At 45.9% G+C, this 25,351-nt stretch carries 26 protein-coding genes and 1 other RNA gene; 26 read left to right on the forward strand and 1 reads right to left on the reverse strand.

Translation table 11 applies throughout. From position 1 onward, the window contains the following. The first annotated feature begins 44 nt into the window (after window positions 1-44). The 14 genes from NSQ58_RS11075 (at window position 45) to era (ending at window position 13,418) form a co-directional block, all read left to right on the forward strand. The gene (locus NSQ58_RS11075; RefSeq protein WP_053325787.1) at window positions 45-404 is read left to right on the forward strand and encodes a histidine triad nucleotide-binding protein; all 360 of its coding nucleotides are present in this window, start codon (window positions 45-47) and stop codon (window positions 402-404) included. A gap of 171 nt (window positions 405-575) precedes the next feature. Then, window positions 576-749, forward strand: coding sequence for a 30S ribosomal protein S21 (gene rpsU / locus NSQ58_RS11080; RefSeq protein ID WP_005547957.1), 174 nt, complete (start codon window positions 576-578; stop codon window positions 747-749). 16 nt (window positions 750-765) lie between these two features. Continuing rightward, on the forward strand, window positions 766-1,209 hold the full coding sequence (locus tag NSQ58_RS11085) for a GatB/YqeY domain-containing protein (RefSeq protein ID WP_013311146.1): 444 nt from the start codon (window positions 766-768) through the stop codon (window positions 1,207-1,209). 280 nt (window positions 1,210-1,489) lie between these two features. Further along, window positions 1,490-2,857, forward strand: coding sequence for an NfeD family protein (locus NSQ58_RS11090; RefSeq protein WP_341057405.1), 1,368 nt, complete (start codon window positions 1,490-1,492; stop codon window positions 2,855-2,857). A 43-nt stretch (window positions 2,858-2,900) separates the two neighbouring features. Then, on the forward strand, window positions 2,901-3,902 hold the full coding sequence (gene floA / locus NSQ58_RS11095) for a flotillin-like protein FloA (RefSeq protein WP_341057406.1): 1,002 nt from the start codon (window positions 2,901-2,903) through the stop codon (window positions 3,900-3,902). A 44-nt stretch (window positions 3,903-3,946) separates the two neighbouring features. Beyond that, complete coding sequence (locus NSQ58_RS11100; protein WP_023989490.1) at window positions 3,947-4,525, forward strand: hypothetical protein; 579 nt, start codon at window positions 3,947-3,949, stop codon at window positions 4,523-4,525. A 419-nt stretch (window positions 4,526-4,944) separates the two neighbouring features. Continuing rightward, window positions 4,945-6,354, forward strand: coding sequence for an amino acid permease (locus tag NSQ58_RS11105; RefSeq protein ID WP_023989489.1), 1,410 nt, complete (start codon window positions 4,945-4,947; stop codon window positions 6,352-6,354). A 381-nt stretch (window positions 6,355-6,735) separates the two neighbouring features. After that, window positions 6,736-7,029 carry a sporulation protein YqfC gene (yqfC, locus tag NSQ58_RS11110; RefSeq protein WP_023989488.1) on the forward strand — a complete coding sequence of 98 codons (294 nt, stop codon included), beginning with the start codon at window positions 6,736-6,738 and terminating at the stop codon, window positions 7,027-7,029. Continuing rightward, window positions 7,026-8,219 carry a sporulation protein YqfD gene (yqfD, locus tag NSQ58_RS11115; RefSeq protein WP_028540459.1) on the forward strand — a complete coding sequence of 398 codons (1,194 nt, stop codon included), beginning with the start codon at window positions 7,026-7,028 and terminating at the stop codon, window positions 8,217-8,219. The genes yqfC and yqfD overlap by 4 nt, the downstream gene beginning before the upstream one ends. 6 nt (window positions 8,220-8,225) lie before the next feature. After that, window positions 8,226-9,197, forward strand: a complete 972-nt coding sequence (locus tag NSQ58_RS11120; RefSeq protein ID WP_013311138.1) for a PhoH family protein — start codon at window positions 8,226-8,228, stop codon at window positions 9,195-9,197. Window positions 9,198-9,292: 95 nt separating this feature from the next. Then, window positions 9,293-11,539, forward strand: coding sequence for an HD family phosphohydrolase (locus tag NSQ58_RS11125; RefSeq protein ID WP_209942901.1), 2,247 nt, complete (start codon window positions 9,293-9,295; stop codon window positions 11,537-11,539). A 55-nt stretch (window positions 11,540-11,594) separates the two neighbouring features. Beyond that, window positions 11,595-12,092, forward strand: a complete 498-nt coding sequence (gene ybeY / locus NSQ58_RS11130) for an rRNA maturation RNase YbeY (RefSeq protein WP_023989485.1) — start codon at window positions 11,595-11,597, stop codon at window positions 12,090-12,092. After that, complete coding sequence (locus NSQ58_RS11135) at window positions 12,092-12,466, forward strand: diacylglycerol kinase family protein (protein WP_023989484.1); 375 nt, start codon at window positions 12,092-12,094, stop codon at window positions 12,464-12,466. The genes ybeY and NSQ58_RS11135 overlap by 1 nt, the downstream gene beginning before the upstream one ends. Window positions 12,467-12,515: 49 nt before the next feature. Then, window positions 12,516-13,418 carry a GTPase Era gene (gene era / locus NSQ58_RS11140; protein WP_013311134.1) on the forward strand — a complete coding sequence of 301 codons (903 nt, stop codon included), beginning with the start codon at window positions 12,516-12,518 and terminating at the stop codon, window positions 13,416-13,418. A gap of 174 nt (window positions 13,419-13,592) precedes the next feature. Here era and NSQ58_RS11145 read toward each other — a convergent pair whose 3' ends face one another. Beyond that, window positions 13,593-13,739 (reverse strand): hypothetical protein, encoded by a 147-nt coding sequence (locus NSQ58_RS11145; protein ID WP_023989483.1) that lies wholly within the window; start codon window positions 13,737-13,739, stop codon window positions 13,593-13,595. Window positions 13,740-13,814: 75 nt separating this feature from the next. On the opposite strand from NSQ58_RS11145, the gene NSQ58_RS11150 reads away from it, so the two are divergent. The 12 genes from NSQ58_RS11150 to rnpB all read left to right on the forward strand — a co-directional run bounded on the left by NSQ58_RS11150 (window position 13,815) and on the right by rnpB (window position 25,022). After that, window positions 13,815-13,952, forward strand: a complete 138-nt coding sequence (locus tag NSQ58_RS11150) for a YqzL family protein (RefSeq protein ID WP_013372137.1) — start codon at window positions 13,815-13,817, stop codon at window positions 13,950-13,952. Between the two features lie 42 nt (window positions 13,953-13,994). Beyond that, entirely contained in the window at window positions 13,995-14,747 is a 753-nt protein-coding gene (gene recO / locus NSQ58_RS11155; RefSeq protein WP_023989481.1) for a DNA repair protein RecO, read from the forward strand. A gap of 136 nt (window positions 14,748-14,883) precedes the next feature. Further along, window positions 14,884-15,030, forward strand: a complete 147-nt coding sequence (locus tag NSQ58_RS11160; protein WP_155613687.1) for a hypothetical protein — start codon at window positions 14,884-14,886, stop codon at window positions 15,028-15,030. Window positions 15,031-15,147: 117 nt separating this feature from the next. Beyond that, window positions 15,148-16,035, forward strand: a complete 888-nt coding sequence (glyQ, locus tag NSQ58_RS11165) for a glycine--tRNA ligase subunit alpha (RefSeq protein ID WP_023989480.1) — start codon at window positions 15,148-15,150, stop codon at window positions 16,033-16,035. Beyond that, the gene (gene glyS, locus NSQ58_RS11170) at window positions 16,028-18,103 is read left to right on the forward strand and encodes a glycine--tRNA ligase subunit beta (RefSeq protein WP_071558468.1); all 2,076 of its coding nucleotides are present in this window, start codon (window positions 16,028-16,030) and stop codon (window positions 18,101-18,103) included. The genes glyQ and glyS overlap by 8 nt, the downstream gene beginning before the upstream one ends. Window positions 18,104-18,224: 121 nt before the next feature. Next, a complete protein-coding gene (locus tag NSQ58_RS11175; RefSeq protein ID WP_013311130.1) occupies window positions 18,225-18,701 on the forward strand; it encodes a YaiI/YqxD family protein in 477 nt (158 codons plus the stop codon). Beyond that, on the forward strand, window positions 18,694-20,568 hold the full coding sequence (gene dnaG / locus NSQ58_RS11180) for a DNA primase (RefSeq protein WP_341057407.1): 1,875 nt from the start codon (window positions 18,694-18,696) through the stop codon (window positions 20,566-20,568). The genes NSQ58_RS11175 and dnaG overlap by 8 nt, the downstream gene beginning before the upstream one ends. Window positions 20,569-20,611: 43 nt before the next feature. Continuing rightward, a complete protein-coding gene (gene rpoD / locus NSQ58_RS11185) occupies window positions 20,612-21,745 on the forward strand; it encodes an RNA polymerase sigma factor RpoD (protein WP_007431230.1) in 1,134 nt (377 codons plus the stop codon). An 87-nt stretch (window positions 21,746-21,832) separates the two neighbouring features. Then, a complete protein-coding gene (locus NSQ58_RS11190; protein WP_341057408.1) occupies window positions 21,833-22,672 on the forward strand; it encodes a hypothetical protein in 840 nt (279 codons plus the stop codon). After that, the gene (locus tag NSQ58_RS11195) at window positions 22,669-23,430 is read left to right on the forward strand and encodes a tRNA (adenine(22)-N(1))-methyltransferase (RefSeq protein WP_341057409.1); all 762 of its coding nucleotides are present in this window, start codon (window positions 22,669-22,671) and stop codon (window positions 23,428-23,430) included. The genes NSQ58_RS11190 and NSQ58_RS11195 overlap by 4 nt, the downstream gene beginning before the upstream one ends. Beyond that, window positions 23,406-24,521, forward strand: coding sequence for a Nif3-like dinuclear metal center hexameric protein (locus tag NSQ58_RS11200; RefSeq protein ID WP_341057410.1), 1,116 nt, complete (start codon window positions 23,406-23,408; stop codon window positions 24,519-24,521). The genes NSQ58_RS11195 and NSQ58_RS11200 overlap by 25 nt, the downstream gene beginning before the upstream one ends. 102 nt (window positions 24,522-24,623) lie before the next feature. Then, window positions 24,624-25,022, forward strand: an RNA gene (rnpB, locus tag NSQ58_RS11205) — RNase P RNA component class A. Window positions 25,023-25,351 lie beyond the last annotated feature (329 nt).

Raw genomic sequence — 25,351 nt, forward strand, 5'->3', positions numbered from 1 at the left:
GTCTATTTGCTTATGATCGGCTCACTGCCAAAGGAGGGTTTTGAATGGACGATCTGTTTTTGAAAATTGTGGATGGAACCATCCCCAGCAAGAAGGTGTTGGAAACCGACAATGTGCTCGCATTTCATGACATCCAGCCTGCGGCGCCAGTACACGTGCTCATTATTCCAAAAAAATATATTCCTTCGATGAACGCTGTGACAGAGGAGGATCTTCCTCTTATCGCGGAGATTCATCGTGTTGCGGTTGAGGTTGCGAAAAAGTTAGGAATTGCCGAGTCTGGCTATCGGTTGATTAACAACTGTGGCCCAGATAGTGGACAAGCGGTGGGGCATCTGCATTATCACTTACTGGGCGGCGCCAAATTGGGTGCCTTGACAGGTATTTCGGACTCACATTTTTAAAAAATGACAGAGCTTGTCTTTTCAGTAATACGGATGTGAATGGAGAAAAATGGCCCTTTATGTATTCATTTTTTCTTATAGGTTGACACCTGGTTTCCGTTTCACCTATAATAAAATTTGATGAACCGTGTTATTGCTCTTGGACGGTCTGGTCGGAGGGAGGGAAAACTGGTGTCTGAAACTAAAGTTCGCAAAAACGAGACAATTGATGCTGCACTTCGTCGCTTTAAACGTTCCATTGCTAAGGATGGCGTATTGGCTGAGGTGAAGAAACGCAAGCATTATGAAAAGCCAAGCGTAAAGCGCAAGAAAAAGTCCGAGGCTGCTCGTAAGAGAAAGTTCTAGGAGGATCTAAGCAATCATGAATTTGAGCGAACGATTGAACGAAGATATGAAGCAAGCAATGAAGAGTAAGGACAAGTTCAAACTCTCCACCATTCGAATGGTTCGTTCTACGATTAAAAATCTTGAAATAGATTTGAAACGGGATTTGGACGACAACGAAGTGCTTGATATTCTGAGTCGTGAGATCAAACAGCGAAAAGATGCCCTCCATGAATTTGAAAAAGCCGGTCGTGATGAACTTGCGACAAGCACTAAAGCAGAAATAGAGATCATCGCTCAGTACCTTCCCGAACAACTTTCTGAGGAAGAAATTAAAGTTATTGTACAGCAGACCATCCAGGAAACCGGTGCTTCTTCGAAAGCCGAGATGGGGAAAGTAATGACGGCCTTGATGCCTAAGGTAAAAGGCCGCGCTGACGGTAAGCTCGTGAACCAAGCGGTTCAGCAATTTCTGCAATAAACCTGCGACAAACAGGAAAACACAACACCCTCTGTTTACAGAGGGTGTTATTTCTATATATGCGATGCCTACCATAGAATGTAATGGTGAGAAGATTCTTATATGTAAGCGCTATCGTTAATTGTATGAAACGTGATGTCCGTTGGGTGCGTAAAGTATCTGACAGCCGTCAGGATTAGCAATATACCCAATAATTTCACATTAAATCCTGAAAACTGTATAGTTTGTCTAACAAAGTTTGGTATGCTGTAACATAGAAAGGTCGAAAGGGGGGAGAGAAATGCATAGAGAACATCACCACTCCAGTCGCAAATTGATCTTTTTAACGTTGTGGATTATGGTAACCGTTTTGCTGTTACCCTTAGTTCATTCTGAATCAGCGGCGGCCCAAACTAAAGGTGGAGCTGTGTTTGTTATACCAGTTGATCAGGAAATTGAGCAAGGTCTAGGCAAATTTATGGAACGTGGATTTGCAGAAGCAGCAGATTCCAAAGCAGGTCTGATTTTACTGGATATTAACACTCCCGGTGGACGGGTAGATACAGCGGAGAAGCTGGGTAAACTGATTAAAGACAGTCCAATTCCGACCGTAGCCTATATAAGGGGCGAAGCGGCCTCAGCGGGTAGCTATATTGCGTTGAGCGCAAACAAGATTGTTATGAAACCGGGGAGTATTATCGGAGCAGCAGCGTTAGTAGACGGTAGGGGGCAGGCTATCACAGATCCAAAAACGGTAGCTTGGTGGAAGAGTAGCATGGCATCTGCCGCAGAAGCTGGTGGACGTAATCCAGATATTGCCAGAGGTATGGTTGACTCCAAAACGACCGTATCTATTCCAGAGATGAACTTTAATAAGGAAAATGGTCAGATCATTTCTTTAACCAGTGAGGAAGCGCTGAAGTTGGGTTATGCGGATCACATCGCGTCTTCCGAACAAGAAGTTATCCAGTGGATGGGTTACAGCACGGATGATGTAATTCATGTGGAGCGAACATGGGCTGAAAAAGCAGCCGAGATATTGACTAACCCAATTGTGCAGACGTTGCTTTTATTTATCGGTATCGCGGGTGTCGTTATTGAGCTGCTCGTACCCGGTTTTGGTGTACCGGGAATTTTGGGCATACTCGGATTTGGTTTGTATTTTTTTGGCAATTATATCGCTGGTTTTGCAGGTTCGGAGACGTGGTTGTTGTTTATTATCGGTCTGGCTCTGCTTATACTTGAAATGTTCATCCCAAGCTTTGGTATTTTGGGCATTTTGGGTTCAGTCAGCCTTGTCGCCGGAGTTGTTCGGGCAGCATACAACATGCAGCATGCGTTTATATCTTTGGGCATTGCCTTTGCAGCTGCAGTTGCTGTTGTGGCGATTATCGCGGTTGTATTCAAGGACCGAGGGATATGGAACCGTTTTATACTTAAAGAAAGTTTAACGGCTGAACAAGGCTTTTCCTCAGTTGTGAACCGGGAAATGCTATTAGGTCAACGGGGTGTCAGTCTGACACCACTTCGTCCAGCCGGAACGGTGCTGATCGCTGATGAGCGAGTCGATGTTGTAACGAACGGCGAGTTTATTGCTACAGATATGCCGATTATAGTATCCAAAGTAGAAGGTGGGCGAATTGTGGTCAAGGCTGACACTAGCGTCTAAACAAGTAAATAACAAAGAATTAGATTAATGGAGGATGATGCGAGTGTTCGAATCGGGTATTGTCAGCGTTTTGCTGATTGCCGTTGTAGTGATTATTGTATTGAGCGTATTTTTCAGTTTCTTCCCGGTGATGCTGTGGATTTCAGCATTGGCTTCGGGTGTGCGTATTGGCATCATTACGCTGGTAGCTATGCGGTTACGGCGCGTCACGCCAAGCCGAATTGTCAATCCGCTCATTAAGGCAACCAAGGCGGGTCTGGGATTGAACATTAACCAGCTGGAAAGCCATTTTCTCGCAGGAGGGAATGTAGACCGAGTGATCAATGCGTTGATTGCTGCCCAGCGTGCTAACATTCCGCTTGAATTTGAACGTGCGGCAGCGATTGACCTTGCGGGACGGGATGTTCTGCAAGCGGTCCAAATGAGCGTTAATCCGCGTGTTATTGAGACACCTACTGTTGCAGCGGTCGCCAAGGATGGTATCGAAGTGAAGGTTAAAGCTCGTGTTACCGTGCGTGCCAACATTGATCGACTCGTCGGGGGTGCCGGAGAAGAAACGATTATTGCACGGGTCGGTGAAGGTATCGTTACAACCGTAGGTTCCAGTAATTCGCATAAGGACGTGCTGGAGAATCCGGATTCAATTTCGAGAACTGTATTGTCCAAAGGTTTGGATGCCGGGACAGCATTTGAAATCTTGTCCATTGATATTGCGGACGTTGATGTAGGTAAAAACATCGGTGCTTTTCTGCAAACAGAGCAGGCGGAAGCCGACAAACGTATTGCGCAGGCAAAAGCAGAAGAGCGGCGTGCGATGGCTGTAGCGCAGGAGCAGGAAATGAAGGCACGTGTCGTAGAAATGAGAGCACGCGTGGTGGAATCCGAATCCGAAGTGCCGCTGGCAATGGCTGAAGCACTGCGTGGCGGGAAACTTGGCGTCATGGACTATATGAATTTGAAAAATATTGAGGCGGATACGCAAATGCGTGGCTCCTTAGGCAAACCGAATGAGAACTCGGGGTATGATAACAAGAACCGGGATTAATAACGGGACATAGCCGATGAATTACGGCAGCTAGGTGGTGAGTAATGAACTTTATCAGCTGGATCTTTGAACATTTGTATATCCTGATCGTGATTGGCTTTGCTTTGGTGTCCTTTTTGGGGAAAAGCATCCAAGGCACAGGGCGGAAATCTCCGCCACGAAAAGGTATGCCCACCTTTGGTGGTGATCATGGTTCTCGTGGGCCCTCGACGTCATCCAGACCCTTCACAACGGAACATGGGCAAGAGCAGCGCCAACAGGATGTTGCTGGGGAGTTGCAACGTCAATTTCCTAATGAACGACGGGTGGTTATGGAAGCTCGTCGTATAGAAGAAGTGGGCGATCGGTCAGAAACGGAAGAACGGATGGACCGGGATTCATTAGATAACGGTTCGACTCTAGAGGATCGGATCCGTGCTATGGAAGAAGAACGCAGATTGGTTTTAGCCCGTCTCGATCGTATATCCAACGCGAGGGAGTCAGGGGAAATTACAGATGCGCCAGAGATAGCTTCGCAAGACCGTAATACGGTGGATACGGCTGATCTGCGCAGAGGTGTGATTTGGGCAGAAATATTAGGTCCTCCGCGTTCCAAGCGCTATATGGGTGGAGGAAGACGTTAAAATGATAGTGGATCCGTCACGGCTTTGGCTGTGGCGGATCTTTTTTTGTGAGCTTTAGGAATACATAAGCATGCTCAGAATAAAAAATGAATTAACGACAAATGCTCTAATTACCTGACAACGAATGTGATAATCCCTTGTGCGCCCTAGGTTTCTCACATTTGTTGTCATCTAAAATGGTGGCATTTTGTCTAATTTAGGGTCTCGTTTATGAAAATATATTCGTGAAAAATGATCAAATGTAACAATATGAATGGAGCTTTCCAAAAGCAGTTTTCATTTTTTCTTTTTTATATATAATGTTCTCAATGATAGATACTTATGAAATTTACTCCAAATTTAGCTAAAATTTGATTTATATCGAGGTGATAAAACAAGATTATAAAAATGGAAAATTAATTTCTAGGAGGATGGGATAGATGGGAAATAGCTTGTTCAGAAAGAAGAGCATTGATCAGTTGATTGCCGCTACGCGGGGGGAAAAAGCACTCAAAAGGGAACTGGGTGCGTTTGATTTAACGATGCTTGGGATTGGAGCCATTATCGGAACGGGGATATTTGTGTTGACAGGTACGGGAGCAGTTACGGCTGGTCCAGGCTTGGTACTTTCTTTTGTGATTGCGGGACTCGCCTGTTTATTCGCGGCATTGGCTTATGCGGAGTTTGCATCCACCGTTCCAGTATCCGGTTCTGTTTACACTTTTACATATGCTACGATGGGGGAGCTATTGGCCTTTATTATTGGATGGGATTTAATTTTGGAATACATGCTGGCAGCCAGCGCCGTTTCCGCAGGTTGGTCGGGTTACTTTGTATCATTTTTGAATGGAATTGGCCTTCACATTCCGCTTGAATTCACTGCCGCACCGGGGACTTTAAAAGACCAAACTACTTATTTTAATCTCCCAGCTTTTTTAATTTTGATGGGTATCACGTTCTTGCTTTATTTTGGGATAAAAGAATCAAAACGGATAAACAACTTCATGGTAATTGTAAAGATTATTGTTATTTTATTATTTATCATCGTTGCTTTTAAATATGTGAAGCCAGATAATTGGACACCATTTATGCCGTTTGGGTTCAGTGGGGTGTTTGGAGCCGCAGCACTTGTGTTTTTTGCTTTTATTGGTTTTGATGCTGTTTCATCAGCGGCTGAAGAAACCAAAAATCCCGCTCGTGATCTACCGCGAGGCATTATTTTCTCACTCGTTATTTGTACGTTTTTGTATGTTATTGTTAGCGCGATTATGACAGGTATTGTGCCGTTTATGCAATTTGAAGGTATCTCTCACCCAGTGTCATTGGTATTGCAGGTTGCGGGCCAGAACTGGGTTGCAGGTATTGTAGATATAGGAGCTATCTTAGGGATGACAACGGTCATGCTGGTAATGCTCTATGGTCAAACTCGCATTATGTTTGCTATGTCACGTGACGGCTTAGTCCCCAAAGTATTATCCAAGGTTCATTCTAAATATAAAACGCCCTACATTAACACGTTGTTTTTTGGTACTTTATCTGCATTAATGGGTGGGCTGATCCCGCTGGATGAGTTAGCTAGTTTGGTGAACATTGGAACCTTGTCAGCATTTATTCTGATTTCGGTCGCCGTCATCGTTATGAGAAAAACACAACCTGATTTGCCCAGGGCCTTCCGATGTCCTGGAGTTCCGTATATTCCGATCCTGGCTATCGTTTCATGTGGGGTGCTCATTCTTAATCTGAATGGCCAGACATTTATTCGCTTTATTATTTGGCTTGTCATTGGTATGGCGGTTTACTTCTTATACTCTAGAAAAAACTCTCTTTTGAATCGAGATACCGAAAAATAACTGTGTCATCTGATGAAAATCAAAAAAAAGACAACCTTGTTTTCGATATGAAAATGAGGCTGTCTTTTTTGTTGTAAATTTTGAAAGGACACATCTTTTTCCTCTGCAATATAGCAGCTGCTGCGAATTGTAAGTTTAGCCTCATAAATGCGGGGACTGGATCATAAAATGTACAGTACAGATATCTGTGGCGCTGGTGTAATGGCGTTCACTGATAATAAGAATATAAGATGAAAAGCCAGCAGCGTAGCTGCCATGAAACATCTATGGGTACCGAATGGCAATAACAGAAGATGAAAAAATAGCAGCGTGCTGTCATCGAAACAACGATTAGCCGTTGGATAACAGATGTTTTGATGACAGGAAAGGAGATTTCGCCGTATGAGCCGGATGAGCCGCAAACTGCGAAAGTGGGCCAGCGAGACGCTGGAGCTTCCGCAGGACATTCTATTTGACCTGCCGCGGTTAACCCTCATCGGCAGCCGCCAGCTTTATGTGGAGAATCACCGGGGCGTGGTGGATTTCACACCGAATCAGCTCGTACTTGCACTTGAGAAAGGCAGGCTGAGGGTGTCCGGCCATGATTTAGTCATTACGTCTATTCTGCCAGAGCAGGTAAGTGTGGAGGGACATATAACAGATATCCAAATGGAAGGAACGGAGGAAGGCTCGTGAAACATCCTGCTTTAGCAATGCTGCGTGGCACGGTTACCCTTGCTGTCAAGGGCGAAAGTGTGGAAGCTTTCATTAATTTACTCACCGATCACCATATACCTGTTTGGAACGTGCGGCCGATGGGTACTAGACATGCAGAAATGAACCTTCTGCTGCCGCACGTCTTCCTCCTACGCCCGCTTTTGAGAAGGACAGGCTGTAAAATGCATGTTCTGAAGCGGCAAGGGCTTCCCTTTACTGTTATACGGCTTGCCAAACGTAAATTTTTTATGGCTGGATTGGCTTTGTTCTGGATAGGTCTCCTGCTGATGTCTTCGCTTATCTGGGACATTGAAGTGAAGGGGAATGATAAGCTCTCGACGGACTCCGTTCTCAAAGCCGCCCGACAGGAGGGGCTGTATCCGTTTCAATGGAGCTTTCGTCTTTCCAGTCAAGACAAGCTTTCCCGTGCGCTCATGCAGAAGCTTCCAGAGGCATCCTGGATCGGTGTGGAAAAGCAGGGTACTTTGGTAACGATTCAGGTTGTTGAAGCTTCACAGCCTACCCCTGCGCCGCTCTACAGCCCACGTCATATCATCAGTAAGGCAGACGCGGTAGTCACTGAGATTTTTGCCGAGCAGGGTCGTCCTGTCGTGCATAAAAATACACGTGTCAAAAAAGGAGCCATCCTCATCTCGGGAACGCTTGGAGATGAGGAGAATCAGCAGCAGGTCGTAGCCAAAGGAGAGGTTAAGGGTCTTGTATGGCATGAATACGAAATTAGCAGTCCTACGGTGCAACGCAGCAGCACGTATACAGGTAACAGTCACGACCGCTTGTATCTGGTGTTAGGCAATCGTGCGATACAATTGTGGGGATATGGGAAAATACCTTATTCTACACATAAAACAACAGTTGAACATGATCCGCTAACATGGCGTTCCTTCAAACTTCCGATGGGTTGGATGACTGAAAGTGTGAGGGAGACAAAGATACAAGAGCAGAAGCTTACGGAAGCAGAAGCGAAAATGTCAGGAATAGAAGGCGCGCGAGCTGATATTTTAGCTAAATACGGCAAAGGAACGAAAATAATGAGCCAAAAAATTTTGCATGAGAAGAGAGAGAATGGTAAAGTTTATATGAAAGTGCTTTTTGAAGTGGAGCAGGATATTGCGGAAGAACTTCCGTTAGTTCATAACCAAGGAGAATGAGGCTATTTGGCAGAACAACAACGCAGCATACAAATTGCATTGAACAATGCGGGAGAAGGACAGGCGTTATTTGGCCCGCAGGATTCCTTTTTAAAATTAATCGAAGCCGCTATTCCAGCAAAAATAGCATCTCGTGAGGCAGAAGTTAATGTTTTTGGTAATGCTCACGAGGTGGAAGTGCTCGAACAATTGTTCGATGTATTACTCCAGTTAATTCGCAATGGGTATATACTGACCGAAAGGGACGTCCATTATGCGATTGAATTGGCAAAAGATTTGCGTGCTGATCAGCTGCTCGATTTGTTCAAGGGTGAAATTACGACGACGTTCCGGGGGAAACCGATTCGCGTCAAAACGATTGGACAAAAGCACTATGTAACCACGATTAAGAAACGCGATATTGTATTTGGAATTGGCCCGGCGGGTACGGGTAAAACCTATCTGGCTGTAGTGCTGGCTGTAGCTGCCCTGAAGGAAGGTTCAGTCAAGCGCATTGTACTGACTCGTCCTGCGGTCGAAGCAGGGGAGAATTTAGGTTTTTTACCAGGGGATTTGCAGGAAAAGGTTGATCCGTATTTACGCCCATTGTATGATGCCCTATACGATGTGATGGGCCCAGAGCAGACTGCAAAGGCACTGGAGCGCGGGTTAATAGAAATTGCTCCTTTGGCTTATATGCGGGGACGTACGCTGGATGATTCATTTATTATTTTGGACGAAGCGCAAAACACCACACCCGAGCAAATGAAAATGTTTTTGACTCGACTTGGTTTCGGCTCCAAAATGGTCATTACCGGCGATGTTACGCAAATTGATTTGCCTCGTGGCAAAAAATCCGGTCTGATTGAAGCGAATGCGATTTTACAAGGGATTGAAGAAATAGGCTTTGTCCAGTTTGCAGAAGAGGATGTTGTCCGTCATTCCCTAGTTCAAAAAATCATTGTTGCTTATGACCGTATTGCCGAAAATCATGGATAGCCATTCAATCACGAGTATGGTGTGTACGATCAGAAAAAGTATAAAATGAGCAGTGTAGCTGCCTTGAAAAAGATGATGGAGAGGGATTGTTTTAGATGACCTCGAAGGAATTATCTAAAGGGAAAACGTTCCAGCATAGAATGAATGGATGGAAGTATAGCGTGGCGACACGCTATCTTCTGTTTTTATTTTTGGTGGTTCTTTTTTATGTAGGCTTTGCGTCCAAGCTGCTTCCCGAGCGTTATGACATTCGGGTAAATCAACCGAGTGAAAAGGAAATTGTCGCCCCGATGCAGCTTCCTAACAGTAAGGCGACTTTGAAGGCTCAAGAGGAATCAGCTGAACGTGTGCAGCCCATGTATACCATTGTGCCAGTTCGCAACGATAACCTGATTACTGGTATTTTGGATCGAATTGAACGGCTCAATCAGGATGATCAGGTTTCCAGAGCAGATAAGATTTCGATTTATAAGGATGAGATTCCGCAACGTGCACGGGAATTTGTGCAAAATTTTGTGAATAACAGCCGTAATGCGGATGCCTACCCAGATAAGTTGCTGGATGAAGTGCTGGAAAAAACGAAAGAGCAAACGTACCGAATTCCAGAGGAGACATTCATTAAAATTCCGCGCCTTACATCTGAGGATATTGCTGAAATGCGGCCTGTTGCCCGTGAGATTGTGACAGGGTTGATGAATGATCAAATTACGGATGCCCAGACAGCTCGAGCCAAGGTAGCTGAGCGGGTTAGTACAAGCTCGCTTACCAAACGTACCTCACGGGAGGTTGTTCAGGAACTTGCAAGGCTTGTGATTACCGCCAACAAGTTTTATGATGATACAGCTACGAAGGACGCCAAGGTACAGGCTCGTGAAGATACACCGACAGTTTACATTAAACAGGGTGAAGTACTCGTCAAGAAGGGTGAGATTATTACCCAGGAAATCTATACACTGCTTGATGAAAATGAATTGCTCAAGGATAAAATCAATTATTGGCCACAATTTGGTCTACTGATGATGTCTATGATGCTTGCATTGGGCTTGTTTATGTATATTCGTCAATTCCAATCACGAACACGAAACTTCAAGTATAATAATGCGCAGTTGCTCATGCTAGTATTAATCTTTGTGATTACAGTGGGGGCAATGATGTTAATTTCCATACTGCAGAACAGTGAACGTTCCTATCTCGGCTATCTGGCGCCTATCGCGCTTGGAGCTATGCTCGTAACGCTGTTGCTTGATATGTCGTTGGCTTTCGTATGTGCCGTTATATTCAGTATATTGGCAAGTGTTATTTTGAATGTCCGTCAGGGACAAATTTTTGACTTTAATTTTGGGTTTTTTGCTCTTGTGGTCTGTCTGGCAGCGATTTTCTCTACCCATCGAGCCAGCCAGCGTTCAACACTGTTCAAAGGGGCGATCATGGTATGCCTGTTCGGGGCCCTGTCTGTTTTTTCTCTGGCACTGATTGACCAAGGGAATTGGACTCAAACGACGACGCTCTATGGGGTAGCTTTTGCTTTTGCAGGCGGTCTGATAACAGCAATACTTGTTATTGGGCTAATGCCATTTTTTGAGTCTACCTTTGGTATCTTGTCGGCACTGAAGCTTGTTGAGCTGTCGAATCCCAACCATCCCTTGCTCCGCAAGCTGCTTACGGAGACACCGGGAACGTATCATCATAGTGTAATGGTGGGTAATCTGTCAGAGGCCGCAGCGGAGGCTATAGGAGCAAACGGCTTGTTGTGCCGGGTTGGTTCGTATTATCATGATATTGGTAAAACCAAGAGGCCTTCGTACTTCATTGAAAATCAAAATGGGTTGGAAAATCCACATGATACAATAGAGCCCAAGCTGAGCAAATCCATCATTATCGCCCATGCTCGTGACGGGGTGGAAATGCAATTGGATTACAAGCTACCCAAGCCAATTCGCGATATTGCCGAGCAGCACCACGGAACGACATTCTTACACTATTTTTATCACAAGGCGTTGCGTGAGGCTGAAGAGCGAGGGGTGGAGCCTGACTTCACGGAGGATGATTTCCGTTATCCGGGACCGAAGGCTCAGTCTAAAGAGTCTGCTGTGGTGGGAATTGCTGATAGTGTGGAGGCAGCAGTTCGTTCCTTACGGAAGCCGACGGTGGAACAGGTAGAATCCATGATTGAGAAAATTATTAAGAGCCGTCTTGATGATCACCAATTTAACGACTGTGAGCTGACCATGCGGGAGCTTGATATCGTGGCTCAAACCCTCAAGGAAACAGTAATGGGGATTTTCCATTCTCGTATTGAGTATCCAGAGGAAAGGCCCAAGTCTGAAAACGGAAAAGCTTAATATAACTTGTGCACGAAGCACGGTTAGAGCACTAGAATTAAAAGGAGCGGTTGGCATGGGCCTTCAATTAGCTTGGAATAATGAACAAAACGATATGGTAATTAACGAATCCTTGATTACGTTGCTGAACACCTTATTGGAGGAGGCAGGCAAAGTGGAAGGAGTCACAGACGGTGAGGTAGCCCTTACCTTCGTTAATGATGAGCAAATTCATGAGTTGAACAGGGACTATCGGGGAATTGATCGTCCCACCGACGTGTTGTCTTTTGCTATGAAGGAGACACTGGATGAAGAGCTTGAAATTATTTACGAACCGAATGAAGAAACTTCAATGAATGATGTACCGGATGTTCTGGGGGATATTATAATCTCTGTACAGACAGCGCAAGCTCAGAGCGAAGAATACGGACATTCGATTGAGCGTGAAATCGGTTTTTTGTTTGTTCACGGCTTTCTGCATCTGTTAGGCTATGATCATCAGGATGATGTGAGTGAAGCTGAAATGATGGGCAAACAGGAAGCTGTACTGGCTCAAGCGGGGTTGACAAGGTAATGAGACGTCAGCCTTGGAGAATGACCTTTCGCTATGCGGCAGAAGGCGTGATGTACGCTCTGCGTACGCAAGTAAATATGCGGATACATGTGGCCATGGCGCTCTTTGTCATTGTAGCAGGCTTAACTCTGCACATCTCCCGGCTCGACTGGTTATTCGTCTGCGTGGCTATCGCTATAGTCATTGTAGCCGAACTGTTCAACACCGCTGTTGAAGCAGCGGTGGATCTCATCTCACCTGATATTCATCCGCTGGCCAAAGCGGCTAAAGACACCGCCGCCGGAGCCGTGCTCCTGGCAGCGGTTTTTGCTGTAATTATTGGTATATTTGTGTTTTATAGGCCTATGTTAACGTTAATTAGTTCGCTGTTTTAATGGAAAAACCAAAATAAAATAGGTGCTTAATCGCGCTGGAGGAAATGAAATGGCTAAGAAACACTTTAAATCAGGCTTTGTCGCAATTGTTGGCAGACCCAATGTCGGAAAATCAACACTGATGAACCACGTCATTGGGCAGAAGATCGCCATTATGTCAGACAAGCCACAAACTACACGCAACAAAATTCACGGCGTATTTACTACAGAGGACACACAAATTGTATTTTTGGATACACCCGGGATTCATAAGCGCCAGTCAAAATTAGGGGATTACATGAATCAGACTGCTTTTAATACGTTGGGTGAAGTAGAAGCGGTACTTTTTCTTATTGACGCTGCTGAGGGTCTAGGCGGTGGCGACCGTTTTATTGCGGAACAGCTTAAACAAGTAAAAACGCCAGTTATCTTGGTGCTGAATAAAATTGATCGCATTGAGCCGGAAGCGTTGTTGCCCCTGATTGAGCAGTATCGCAAGTTGTACGACTTTGCAGAAATCATACCGATCTCGGCCAAAATGGGCAACAATGTAAACACCCTGCTGGAGCAGGTGCAAAAATACTTGCCAGAAGGTCCGCAATATTATCCGGATGATCAAATTACCGACCATCCAGAACAGTTTGTCATCTCCGAACTGGTTCGGGAAAAAATTCTGCATATGACACGTGAGGAAGTCCCCCATTCTATTGCGGTTATGATTGAAGACATGAAAGTGCAGGATAATGGGGTAGTGCATATTATGGCTGTTATTTTTGTAGAGCGTGACTCCCAGAAGGGGATCATTATCGGCAAACAGGGAGCCATGCTCAAAGAAGTGGGCAAACAGGCCCGCCAGGATATCCAAAACCTGCTAGGCTCCAAGATTTTCCTGGAACTTTGGGTTAAGGTCAAAAAAGACTGGCGCAACCAGGAACGCGTCCTTCGTGACCTTGGCTTCCATCGCGACGCTTAAAAACAGAACTTGATTCTACGTCACTTTAGTTCAAGGGTTTATTGAGGCTAAAAAAATTGATATTAAATAAATATGTATAGTTGTTGTAAGCATCATAAAAAGGCCGTACCGATCTCTATGACTGAGATAAGTAACAGTTTTTTGGTCATTCAAAGCGCCGCGCATATGCGGCGCTTAACTCTTGCTCTTTTTACCCCTTTCTTCCAGTGATGAAATAAGGAGTGCTTTTAAAAGAGTTATTGTAACTGTGTGCACATTGTAGCGGAGCGGTGTTATAACCCTCATACAGTAGCCTTTTTCAACGTAATCCATTAATTTCATCGCATACTTCTCCCCTCTTCGCATCATCCTATTTTTGAGATGCAAACGTCATTTCCGAAGAAAGGATGAATACGATTGCGAGATTTTTCGTGGAAGTATTTTGCGATGACTGGAGATGTCGGTGCGTATCTGTTATATCGGGAGAGCGCCGTGACAAGGGAGCAAGACACGGATGAGGGAGAGTCGGACGAGCATGAAGAAGCCCGTGAATAGTACAAGCCACTGGCTTCTTCGCGAATGTTTGGGGGAAGAGGCATGCTTTACAGGGTGGAAGGAATCGTCATCCGCAGCATGGATTACGGTGAGGGGAACAAAATTATTACGCTTTGCACCGAAAGCGGAGGCAAAGCAGGCGTGCTGGTCAGAGGTGCAAAAAAGTCCAAAAGCCGTCACGCTGCTTTAACGCAGCCGTTTACGTACGGTGAATTCGTTTTTTTTCGAAACACAGGCTTAGGCACGTTGAATGCCGGTGAAATCATCCAATCCCACCATACATTACGCGAGGATATTACTAAAGCTGCTTACGCTTCTTATGCTTGTGAATTACTCGATCGGGTGTTACAGGATGAGGAAACAGGCGCGTTCTGGTTTAAGCAGCTTAAAGCATGTTTGGAGGCGCTGGAGAGTGGCAAAGATCCGCTGATCGTCATGAGTATTTATGAATTTAAAATATTGCAGGCGGCCGGATATGCTCCTCAGCTTGATGCATGTATTTCAAGTGGTCAACAATGTGCTGATGAAGATATGTTTGTCAGTCCGAGGCTGGGCGGAGTTTTGTGTCGGAGCTACAAGCATTATGATCCAGCTGCATTGAGCGTGACTCCACGTACATTGAAGTTGCTGCGCTTGTTCGCCAGAATGGATTTGAATCGGCTCGGCAACATTGACGTAAAGGACTCCACAAAGCTGGAGATCAAACATGTCATGCGTCAGTTCATGGATATGCAGTTGGAGGTCAAGCTGAAATCCCGCAATTTCTTGGATCAGCTCGACAAGTACGATATGTGAAACGCCCTATTCTCTTGACTGTATTGCTGAAAACGTGTAATATCCTACTATATCTCCTTCGGGAGCAGATGCATTGAACGAGAAAGTAGCGGGATGTATTCTCTGTAATTAGCGAGTTGGGGACGGTGTAAGCCCAGTGGGAATTCTTCGTGAACAAGGCACTCGGGAGCGTCTGAATGGACACGGAAAAGAGGATTACGATCTGATTGGTGATGTAGGATCGCAATCAAGTAGGGTGGAACCGCGGGAGTCAGCTCTCGTCCCTACGTCTGTACAGGCGTAGAGGCGGGGGCTTTTTGCTGTCTCTAGCAAGGCTTTTGGGATAAAATAGTCCTGTACATACGAGCTTATGAGAAGAAATCACCAACATTTGAGGGAATTGGAAAGGGAGCGTGTACCAATGAATTTTCAGCAGATGATTTTAACGCTGCAACAATTTTGGGCTGAACACAACTGTATTATTGTACAGCCGTATGACACGGAAAAAGGGGCAGGCACGATGAACCCGATGACGTATTTACGTTCGATCGGACCTGAGCCGTGGAACGTAGCTTATGTTGAGCCTTCTCGTCGTCCGTCAGACGGACGTTATGGTGAGAACCCGAATCGCCTGTATCAGCATCATCAGTTTCAAGTAGTTTTGAAGCCTTCACCGGATAACATTCAGGAATTGTATTTGGAGAGTTTGAGCCGTTTGGGCATTAACCCTTTGGAGCATGATATTCGTTTCGTTGAAGACAACTGGGAAGCACCAACGCTGGGAGCGTGGGGCTTAGGTTGGGAAGTATGGCTGGACGGTATGGAAATTACTCAATTCACGTATTTCCAGCAAGTGGGCGGTATTGATGCCAGTCCGGTTGCTGTAGAAATCACGTACGGTATGGAGCGTCTTGCTTCCTACATCCAGGACAAGGAGAATGTGTTCGATTTGGAGTGGGTCAATGGAATTACGTACGGTGATGTCTTCCACCAGCCTGAATTTGAGCATTCCAAGTATACGTTCGAAGTATCTGACGTCAAAATGCTCTTTACTCTTTTTAATATGTACGAAGAAGAGGCAAATAAAGCGATGGCGCAGCATCTTGTATTTCCAGCCTATGATTATGTGCTGAAATGTTCTCATGCGTTCAACTTGCTGGACGCTCGCGGAGCGATCAGTGTGACGGAACGGACTGGGTTTATTATACGAGTGCGTAATTTGGCGCGTCAGGTGGCTGCGACCTATCTGGAGGAGCGCGAGAAGCTGGGCTTCCCGCTGTTGAAGAAAGGAGGTGCGGCAAATGTCTAAGGATTTATTGTTTGAGATCGGGTTGGAAGAAGTCCCTGCACGTTTTATCCCGAATGCAATTCAGCAGTTGAAGCAGCGTATGACGGCGTGGCTTGACAGTTCGCGTATTGCTTATGGTGCTGTAGAGGTTTATGCTACACCTCGCCGTTTGGCGGTACTTGTCAAGGAAGTAGCGGAGAAGCAAGAAGATATTAACGAAGAAGTTAAAGGTCCTTCCCGCAAAATCGCACTCGACGAGGCTGGTAACTGGAGCAAGGCTGCACTAGGCTTTGCTCGCAGCCAAGGTGTTGATCCTGAACAGTTCACGTTCAAGGAGCTTGGAGGCGTGGAATATATTTACGCAACTAAGAGCAGCATAGGTGTACCAACAGCGGATGTACTGTCCGAAGGTTTATTGCACATTTTACATGCCATGACATTCCCTAAATTCATGCGCTGGGCAAGTTATGACTTTAAATTTGTTCGTCCGATCCGCTGGTTGATTGCCTTGTTTGGTAGCGATATTGTTAATTTGGAGATTGCCGGCGTGCAGTCAGGAAATGTGACAAGAGGGCATCGTTTCCTGGGACAGGATGCCGTAGTAGAAAGTCCAGCTGACTATGTTGAAGTGCTTCGCAAGCAGCATGTCATTGTGGACATTGAGGAACGTCAATCGCTTATTGTAAAGCAGATTGAAGCGCTGGCTGCCGAAAAAGATTGGACGATTGCGGTCAAGGATGATTTGCTGGAAGAAGTGCTGTATTTGGTGGAAACCCCAACAGTACTGTTCGGAGGTTTTGATCCTGCGTTCCTGAACATTCCGAAGGATGTACTCATTACTTCCATGCGCGAACATCAACGCTATTTCCCAGTGCTGGATCACACAGGAGAGCTATTGCCATACTTTGTTACGGTACGTAACGGAGGAAGTCAATCGCTGGAAGTCATTGCTAAAGGGAATGAAAAAGTATTGCGTGCGCGGCTGTCTGATGCCAAATTCTTTTATGAAGAAGATCAGAAGCTGGAAATTAAGGATGCACTCTCCAAATTGGAAAGTATCGTTTTCCACGAAGAGCTGGGAACGGTTGGAGACAAAGTGCGCCGGATTCGCCGTATTGCTGATGCTCTGGCAGAGAAGCTTCGCGTTTCCCCAGATACACAGGAATCGGTTAGTCGTGCAGCGGATATTTGTAAATTTGACCTGGTAACACAAATGGTATATGAGTTCCCGGAACTGCAAGGTGTGATGGGTGAGGATTATGCTCGTAAGGCTGGAGAGAAGGAAGAAGTGGCAAGAGCGGTGTTTGAGCATTACCAGCCGCGTTTTGCAGGAGAAACAGTTCCTTCAACGAATGCTGGAGCGATTGTAAGTATCGCAGACAAGATAGATACCATTACAGGCTGCTTCTCCATCGGTATTATTCCAACAGGTTCACAGGACCCTTACGCGCTTCGTCGCCAGGCAGCAGGTATTGTGCAGATATTGTTGGATCGCAAGCTTTCGGCTACGTTGTCTGATGTGTTCAATATCGCGCTCGATGTGCACGGCAACCTTGGAAATATGAAACGTTCCGCGGATGAAATACGTAAAGAATTACATGAGTTTTTCGGATTACGCGTGAAGAAACTATTGTCTGAGACACTTCGTTATGACGTTGTGGATGCAGTGCTTGCAGCTGGATATGACGACGTCGCTTCCGTTGTTAACCGCGGAACTGCGTTAATGACTGCCGTTCAAACAGGTGAGGTATTCAAAGCAACAGTTGAGTCCTTTAATCGTGTAGGTAATCTGGCTGCTAAAGCAGTTCATAAGTCAGTTAATACAGGTGAGTTTACGGAGCAAGGCGAAAAAACGCTTTACGAAGCATGGTATAGCGCTTATGAATCTTATAGCGTAGCTTTACAGGAAGGTGATGCGACACGGGCGTTAGCGCTTGCTTCATCCATTACCCCTGCGGTGACGGCGTTCTTTGATTCCGTTATGGTTATGGCTGAGGATGATGCTGTTCGTAATAATCGTTTGGCATTGCTGGCTGCTATTGACTCAGAACTGAAGCGTTTTGCCGATTTTTCCAAGCTTGTAGTTTAAACGTCAGTTGTGGTAGTATGAACAACTTGAAAAAATGGGTATAAATATACGGAACGGTGTAAGAGTAATCTTGCAGCCGTTCCGTATTTTACTCGAATGCGGATGGAGATGGGGGATGCTCATGGAGGGAACCGGAACTTTACTGGATGTGCGGATCGTTGTTGACGGGGACGCTTGTCCTGTTAAAAGTGAAATTGCGGAGATAGCTTCCCGTTTTCATATTGAGGTTATTATGGTATCTTCATATGATCATCTCATTCAGGGCAGCAAAGGCGTAAGCATCGTTAAAGTAGACCGAAGCGACCAAAGTGCCGATCTCTATATTGCCAATCATATCCGCCGCGGCGATATTGTAACCACCAATGATTATGGTCTTGCTGCACTTGCCTTGGCAAAAGGTTGTGAAGTGATGTCTTTTCGCGGAGCTATGTATCGAAACGATTCGATAGATTTCATGCTTGACCGACGTCATACTTCTGCCAAAGAACGGAAAAAAGGACGTTATGGAAAAGGTCCTAAACCGTTTACATTAGAGGATCGTGAAGTTTTTCAACATAAACTGACAAAACTTTTACTTCGCTTGCAGGAGAATGAGTAACGGTATCGAATTATATTTACGTGCTAAAGAGATGAAGGTGGTTAATATGAGTGCCGGACAAGGTAACATACCGGACGATATCATTGAGTCGGTTTTACAACATCATGATATTGTAGATACGGTAAGCAAGTACGTGCATTTGACCAAGCAGGGGAAGTATATGAAAGGCCTCTGTCCTTTTCATTCCGAAAAAACCCCTTCATTCACCGTGACACCGGATCGTCAGATTTTTTACTGCTACGGCTGCGGCGCGGGAGGCAATGCCATCAAGTTTATGATGGAAATCGAAGGACTATCCTTTCCCGAAGCTGTCAGGACAATGGCAGAAGAAAGTCATATCCCGCTCGGCGAATGGCAGGGACGTGATTCATCGCATCAGCATCCTGAGTTGGACAGGCTGTTGCAAGCGTATGAGTTAACTTCTAAGATGTACCATTTTTTGCTTAAAAATACGGAGCACGGCAAACCAGCGATGGAGTACTTGCGTTCACGGGGATTCAGTGACAAGATCATTGATCAATTTCAAATTGGCTATGCACCCAACCGATGGGATACGATCGTTCAGTTTCTGGAGAAGCGTTCTTTTGATCTCGTGGAGATGGAAAAGGGAGGGCTTATTTCTCCCCGGCATGAGGGTGATGGATATGTGGATCGGTTCAGAGATCGTATCATGTTTCCCATTTGGAATCGCAACGGAAAAGTTATTGCCTTTGCAGGCCGTATACTTGGTGAGGGACAGCCGAAGTATTTGAATTCACCGGAGACCAAGCTATTCAACAAGAGCCGAACGCTGTACAATCTTCATCATGCTAAAACCTCAATTCGCAAGCTCCGCCAGAGTGTTCTTTTTGAAGGCTACGGTGATGTCATCTCGGCATGGGAAGCTGGCGTACAAAATGGGGTGGCCGCCATGGGCACTGCTCTAACGGAGCACCATGCTACGATGTTAAAAGGACTGTGCGATGAGGTCATTATTTGTTATGATGGTGACCGGGCAGGACAAGCTGCTGCGCTTAAAAATTTTCCGCTGTTGGAAAATGCGGGACTTCACGTGAAAGTAGCGCTGGTCAGTGACGGTATGGACCCGGATGATTTTATCCGGCAATACGGCGGCGAACGATTCCAGCGTCAAATTATCGAAAGTGCTGTTTCAACGGTGAAATTTAAGCTTATATATCTGAAAAAAAACCATATACTGCAAGAGGAAGAAGGAAGAATCGCGTATTCCCGCGAAGCATTAAATGTCATTGCACCTCTGTCATCCCCGACTGAGCGGGAAGTGTATCTGCGCGAAGTATCAGCCGAAGTCAAGGTGGATTTTGAAACCTTGAAGCAAGAATGCAATTTACTGCGTCAATCCCTGCAAAAAAAACAGAACTTTGGGGATAATAACGAAAATGGGTGGAATAATGGTAGGCATAAAAAAGGGCAGGTCTCCACACCTAATCTGTTGCCGGCTTACCATGTGGCTGAGCGCAGGCTGCTTCACTGGATGATGCAGGATTTAGAAGCTGCAGAGTATGTAGAAAAGCATCTGGGCGACGCCTTTAATATTGAGGATCATGCAGCAATTGCTGCTTATCTATATGCCTATTACGCGCAAGGGAAGTTACCAGATACAAGCCGTTTTATTTCATCTTTGCAAGACGACCGGCTGGAGAAGAACGTAAGTTCGATCATGATGATGGATGCTCCAGGCGTATGGGCACCGCACATTTTGGATGATTATATTCATCAGGTGCGAAAATTTCCATTGCAGGAGCAACTGGATTTGAAAAGGGAAGAAATGAGAGCCGCTGAGCGCTTGGGTGACTTTTTGCGCGCAGCACAAATTGCAAGTGAGATTATAGCCCTAGAGAGACAATGAACACACAGAGGTCGGATGTTTCTAGGGAGGAGGGAGTCGAAAGATGGCGAATGATCAGCATACTGAACTGGAGACGGAACTAACACTGGATCAGGTCAAAGATCAACTGATTGAGTTGGGTAAAAAAAGTTCTTCTCTGAACTACAAAGATATCATGGAAAAACTGTCGCCGTTTGATCAGGACCCCGAGCAAATGGATGAGTTTTATGAGCAACTGGGTGACTTGGGGATTGAAGTTGTGAATGACAACGACGAAGAAGTTACCAGATTGCGTCAAAATGACGACCCGGAAAACAATGATGGGGATGATTTTAATTTCGATGACGATCTGAGCCTGCCTCCCGGTATTAAAATTAATGACCCGGTCCGGATGTACTTGAAGGAAATCGGTCGTGTACCGTTGCTTTCTGCTGATGATGAGGTGGAGCTTGCCAAACGGATCAATAACGGCGATGAAGAAGCTAAGCGTCGGTTGGCAGAAGCGAACTTGCGTCTGGTTGTAAGTATTGCCAAACGTTATGTTGGTCGCGGAATGCTTTTCCTGGATCTGATTCAGGAAGGTAATATGGGTTTGATTAAGGCAGTAGAAAAATTTGATTACGAAAAAGGCTTTAAATTCAGTACGTATGCAACTTGGTGGATTCGTCAGGCCATTACGCGCGCAATAGCCGATCAGGCGAGAACAATCCGTATTCCGGTGCATATGGTGGAAACGATCAACAAGCTGATTCGCGTATCGCGTCAACTGTTGCAAGAGTTGGGGCGCGAACCTACGCCGGAGGAAGTGGCTGCCGAGATGGAGCTGAGCGTGGAAAAAGTACGGGAAATTATGAAAATTGCCCAAGAACCTGTTTCATTGGAAACACCAATTGGTGAAGAGGATGACTCACATCTGGGGGATTTCATTGAGGATCAAGAAGCATTGGCGCCTGCAGATGCGGCTGCCTATGAACTTCTGAAGGAACAGCTCGAGGATGTACTGGATACGTTAACCGAACGGGAAGAGAATGTTTTGCGTCTCCGCTTTGGTCTGGACGACGGAAGAACCAGAACCCTTGAAGAAGTGGGTAAAGTGTTCGGTGTTACACGTGAACGTATTCGTCAGATTGAGGCCAAAGCGCTGCGTAAGTTGCGCCATCCAAGCCGCAGTAAGCGACTGAAGGATTTCCTCGAATAGAAGCGTAACATTGCGGACCTTCTGCGGCTTGAAGCGCGCAGGAGGTCTTTTTTTATCTCATGGCAGCCTTGGTGGAGGGGAAGAAGCTTGGACCAGGAGAAAAAACGGGCAATACTGTTACATGAAATTGAGCATTGGCGGCGAAGTCGGCTGCTCCCTGAGCAATATTGCGATTTTTTGTCTAACCTGTATCGGGAGGACGAAGATCCGTCGCAGAGCCAGAACCGTAACAACACCGGGCTGCTTACATATCTTAGACACGGGCATGGGATCGCCTGGCTTCTTGGTTTTGTCATTATTTCCTGCATTTGTTTGATCGGTTTTTATTTTACCGCTTTTCCGTTGGCAATGCAAATATTCTCGGCAAGTGCAGTTACTACGATTTGCTATGGAGTGGCCGCATTTTGGCGGTCTTCCGAAAAGAGTATGAGTGCGTTGTTGAGCACTTTAGGCAGTGCGATTATGCTGGGTTCGGGTGTGTGGATCATTCAGCTCCATCAAGGTGAAGCTAGGGTTTGGTTTCTTTTGCTCGTAGGCCTATGCGGTGTGGTATGGTGTCTTGTGGGATTAACTTTGCGGATCAGCTTACTTCATTACTGTGGTCTTGCTGGGCTGCTTTTAGTGTACGCGGTCCTTATAGGCCGCCACTGGCCTACAGCAACTTTAGTGATGCTTGAGGCATTTTGGATTTTGCACTCAGTATTGTTGATCTGGCTAAGCTGGTGGGTACATCGCCGCTTTCCGGGTCTCGCTTTGATTTATTTCGCTATAGGCATGACACTAGCATTCATGGCTGAAGCAGACATGATTATCCTGCGCCATCAAGCGGCGGGTGATGTGGTATTTTACAGCATACTGAAGTTGGCATTTGTTGTAGGAATTTTATTTTGGACTCGAAAAAAATGGATTACGTGGGTGACGTCATGAAACTTTCTCAACGATTACAATATATTATGGAACAAATTCCTGCCGGGAGCAGACTTGCGGATATTGGCTCGGATCATGGACTACTCCCTGTGGCTGCAGTGCGTAGTGGCAGAGTACCGCAAGCCGTGGCGGGTGAGGTCAACGATGGTCCGTTACGTGCGGCTCAAAAGCAGGTGGCCGAAGCAGGTCTTACTGATCGCATTGCGGTTAGAAAGGGAGATGGCTTGGCTGTAATTAAGGCCAATGAGGTTGATGTTATTACGATAGCCGGCATGGGTGGTGCCTTGATCGCTTCCATTTTAGAGCAAGGGAAAGACAAGCTTGTTTCAGTGAAACGGCTTGTTCTACAGCCTAACGTAGGCGAGGATATCTTACGCCGTTGGCTCATCGAACATCAATGGGTACTAACAAGTGAACATATTATGGAAGAAGACGGAAAAATATATGAAATTCTGACGGCCGTACCTGATTCGGTAAGCCCACTGAAACAGGATGAGCTGTATCAACCATGGAAACTTCCCGATAGTTCGCTGGTACTGACACAGGATTTGTTAATGCAACTCGGACCGCTATTGGTCAAAGCACCGAATGAAATCTTTTTTTATAAATGGAAATTGGAGATTCGCAAGCTTGAGGATGTGCTGGCACAAGTGGCACGATCAGATCAGGAATCCGCACAGCATAAGCGGGAGCAATTGCGCAAGCAAATTGAACAGCTAGAGGAGGTACTTGCATGTTTGCCAAAGGACAGACAGTGATTAGCTACATGGAGCAGCTGGCTCCGAAATACTTGGCAGTTCCGGACGATAGAATCGGGCTTCAGCTGGGTAGTCTGCAAAAGGAAATCAAAAACATATTAGTAGCCCTGGATGTTAATGATGAGGTTGTCGAAGAGGCAATCCACATAAAAGCTGATCTCATTATTGCACATCATGCGATTATATTCCGCCCACTTAAAGCATTGAACACGGATCAGCCTGCGGGCAGATTGTATGAAAAGCTGATCAAGAATGATATTGCTGTCTACATCAGTCATACGAATCTGGATACGGCTGAGGACGGCATGAATGACTGGATGGCGGAAGCTCTGGGTATTCAAAGTGAGGGTACGCTGGAGGATGTTCACACCGAGCAATTATTCAAGCTTGTTGTTTTCGTACCCAAAACACATCATCAACGGGTACTGGATGCCGTATTAGGGGCGGGAGCTGGACATATCGGCAACTACAGCCATTGCAGCTTTAACATTGACGGCTACGGAACTTTTGTGCCGGGTGAAGGCACACAGCCGTTTTTGGGTGAGCCGGGTAAAATGGAACGTAGTGAAGAGGTTCGTATCGAGACCATTGTACCGCAGGGTGTACGCAGTAAAGTTGTTCAAGCGATGCTGAAGGCTCATCCTTATGAAGAGGTGGCTTATGACCTGTACCATATGGATTTGCAAGGCCGTAGCTTTGGTCTGGGGCGGGTAGGCAAGCTCAAGGAAGCCCGTACGTTACGGGAGTTTGTCGATGTTGTGAAAAACGGTCTCAACGTCGAGCATGTACGTGTGGTGGGCGACTTAGATCGTACGATCAAAAAGGCAGCCGTGCTTGGGGGCTCTGGCAGCCGTTATGTGAACAAGTCGCTCTTTAAGGGAGCTGACGTATTAGTCACGGGGGATATTGACTATCACACGGCTCAGGATGCCCTTATGGCGGGGATTGCTATTATTGACCCTGGACATAACGCTGAAAAGATTATGAAGCCTAAAACCGTAGAATGGATGCGCAAACGCTTGGCAGAAGGTCGTTATTCAACGGAAGTACATGTATCTCAGGTAGAAACCGAGCCTTTTCAATTTTTGTAAAACCAACGCCTATGAGAAAATAAAGGGAGCTTTCTACTTTTTACAATATTTTCAGGGTTGTATCATGCGCGCGTTCCCTGTATACTATGTAATGTTGTTCGGAAAGTTTGACAGACAATCGCTGGCGGCGTGAGCCGCGAGAGGAAAGTCCGGGCTCCATAGGGCAGGATGCTGGATAACGTCCAGTCAGCGCGAGTTGAAGGATAGTGCCACAGAAATGGACCGCCGATGGCCGCTTGCGGCACAGGCAAGGATGGAACCGAGGTGTAAGAGACCCCGAGGAACGCTGGTGACTTCGTTCCTGGTAAACCCCATCTGGAGCAAGACCTAATGGGACACAGCTTCTTCGCGAAGCAGCCTTAGCCCGAGGCGTGTCTAGGTTGGTCGCTGGAGCTGGATAGCAATGTTCGGCCTAGATAGATGATTGTCGCTTGTAGTGGGAGGGTAGTTCCCGTCTGTACCACGAATAGCACAGAACCCGGCTTACGGAAAACTTTCCCCACTGCAACACCTTAAAATGTATAAATTTAACTTTTGTAAATGACCTGTTTGCATGAAAGCTTTTAATCCAAATGTATTTATTGAATTAAAAAGGGTGTGTCATATTCCAACGGGAATCATGGCACACCCTTTTTAACATACCGTATTACGCAGACATAGTGCCTTCTTAGAATGAAGCCCCCAGCATAATTACTGGGGGCTTTCATTTTAATTTTTACTTCCTCTACCGTAAAACCGTTCGAGGATGAGGCACGTAGTTAGCGTAGCAACGCATTTGAATCTGTAGAAGCGAGGCCTGCACCTTTGTCCCAGATTCCACCATACTATTC

This window comes from Paenibacillus sp. FSL M7-0134 (genome assembly GCF_038007865.1).
GTDB classification, from domain to species: domain Bacteria; phylum Bacillota; class Bacilli; order Paenibacillales; family Paenibacillaceae; genus Paenibacillus; species Paenibacillus polymyxa_B.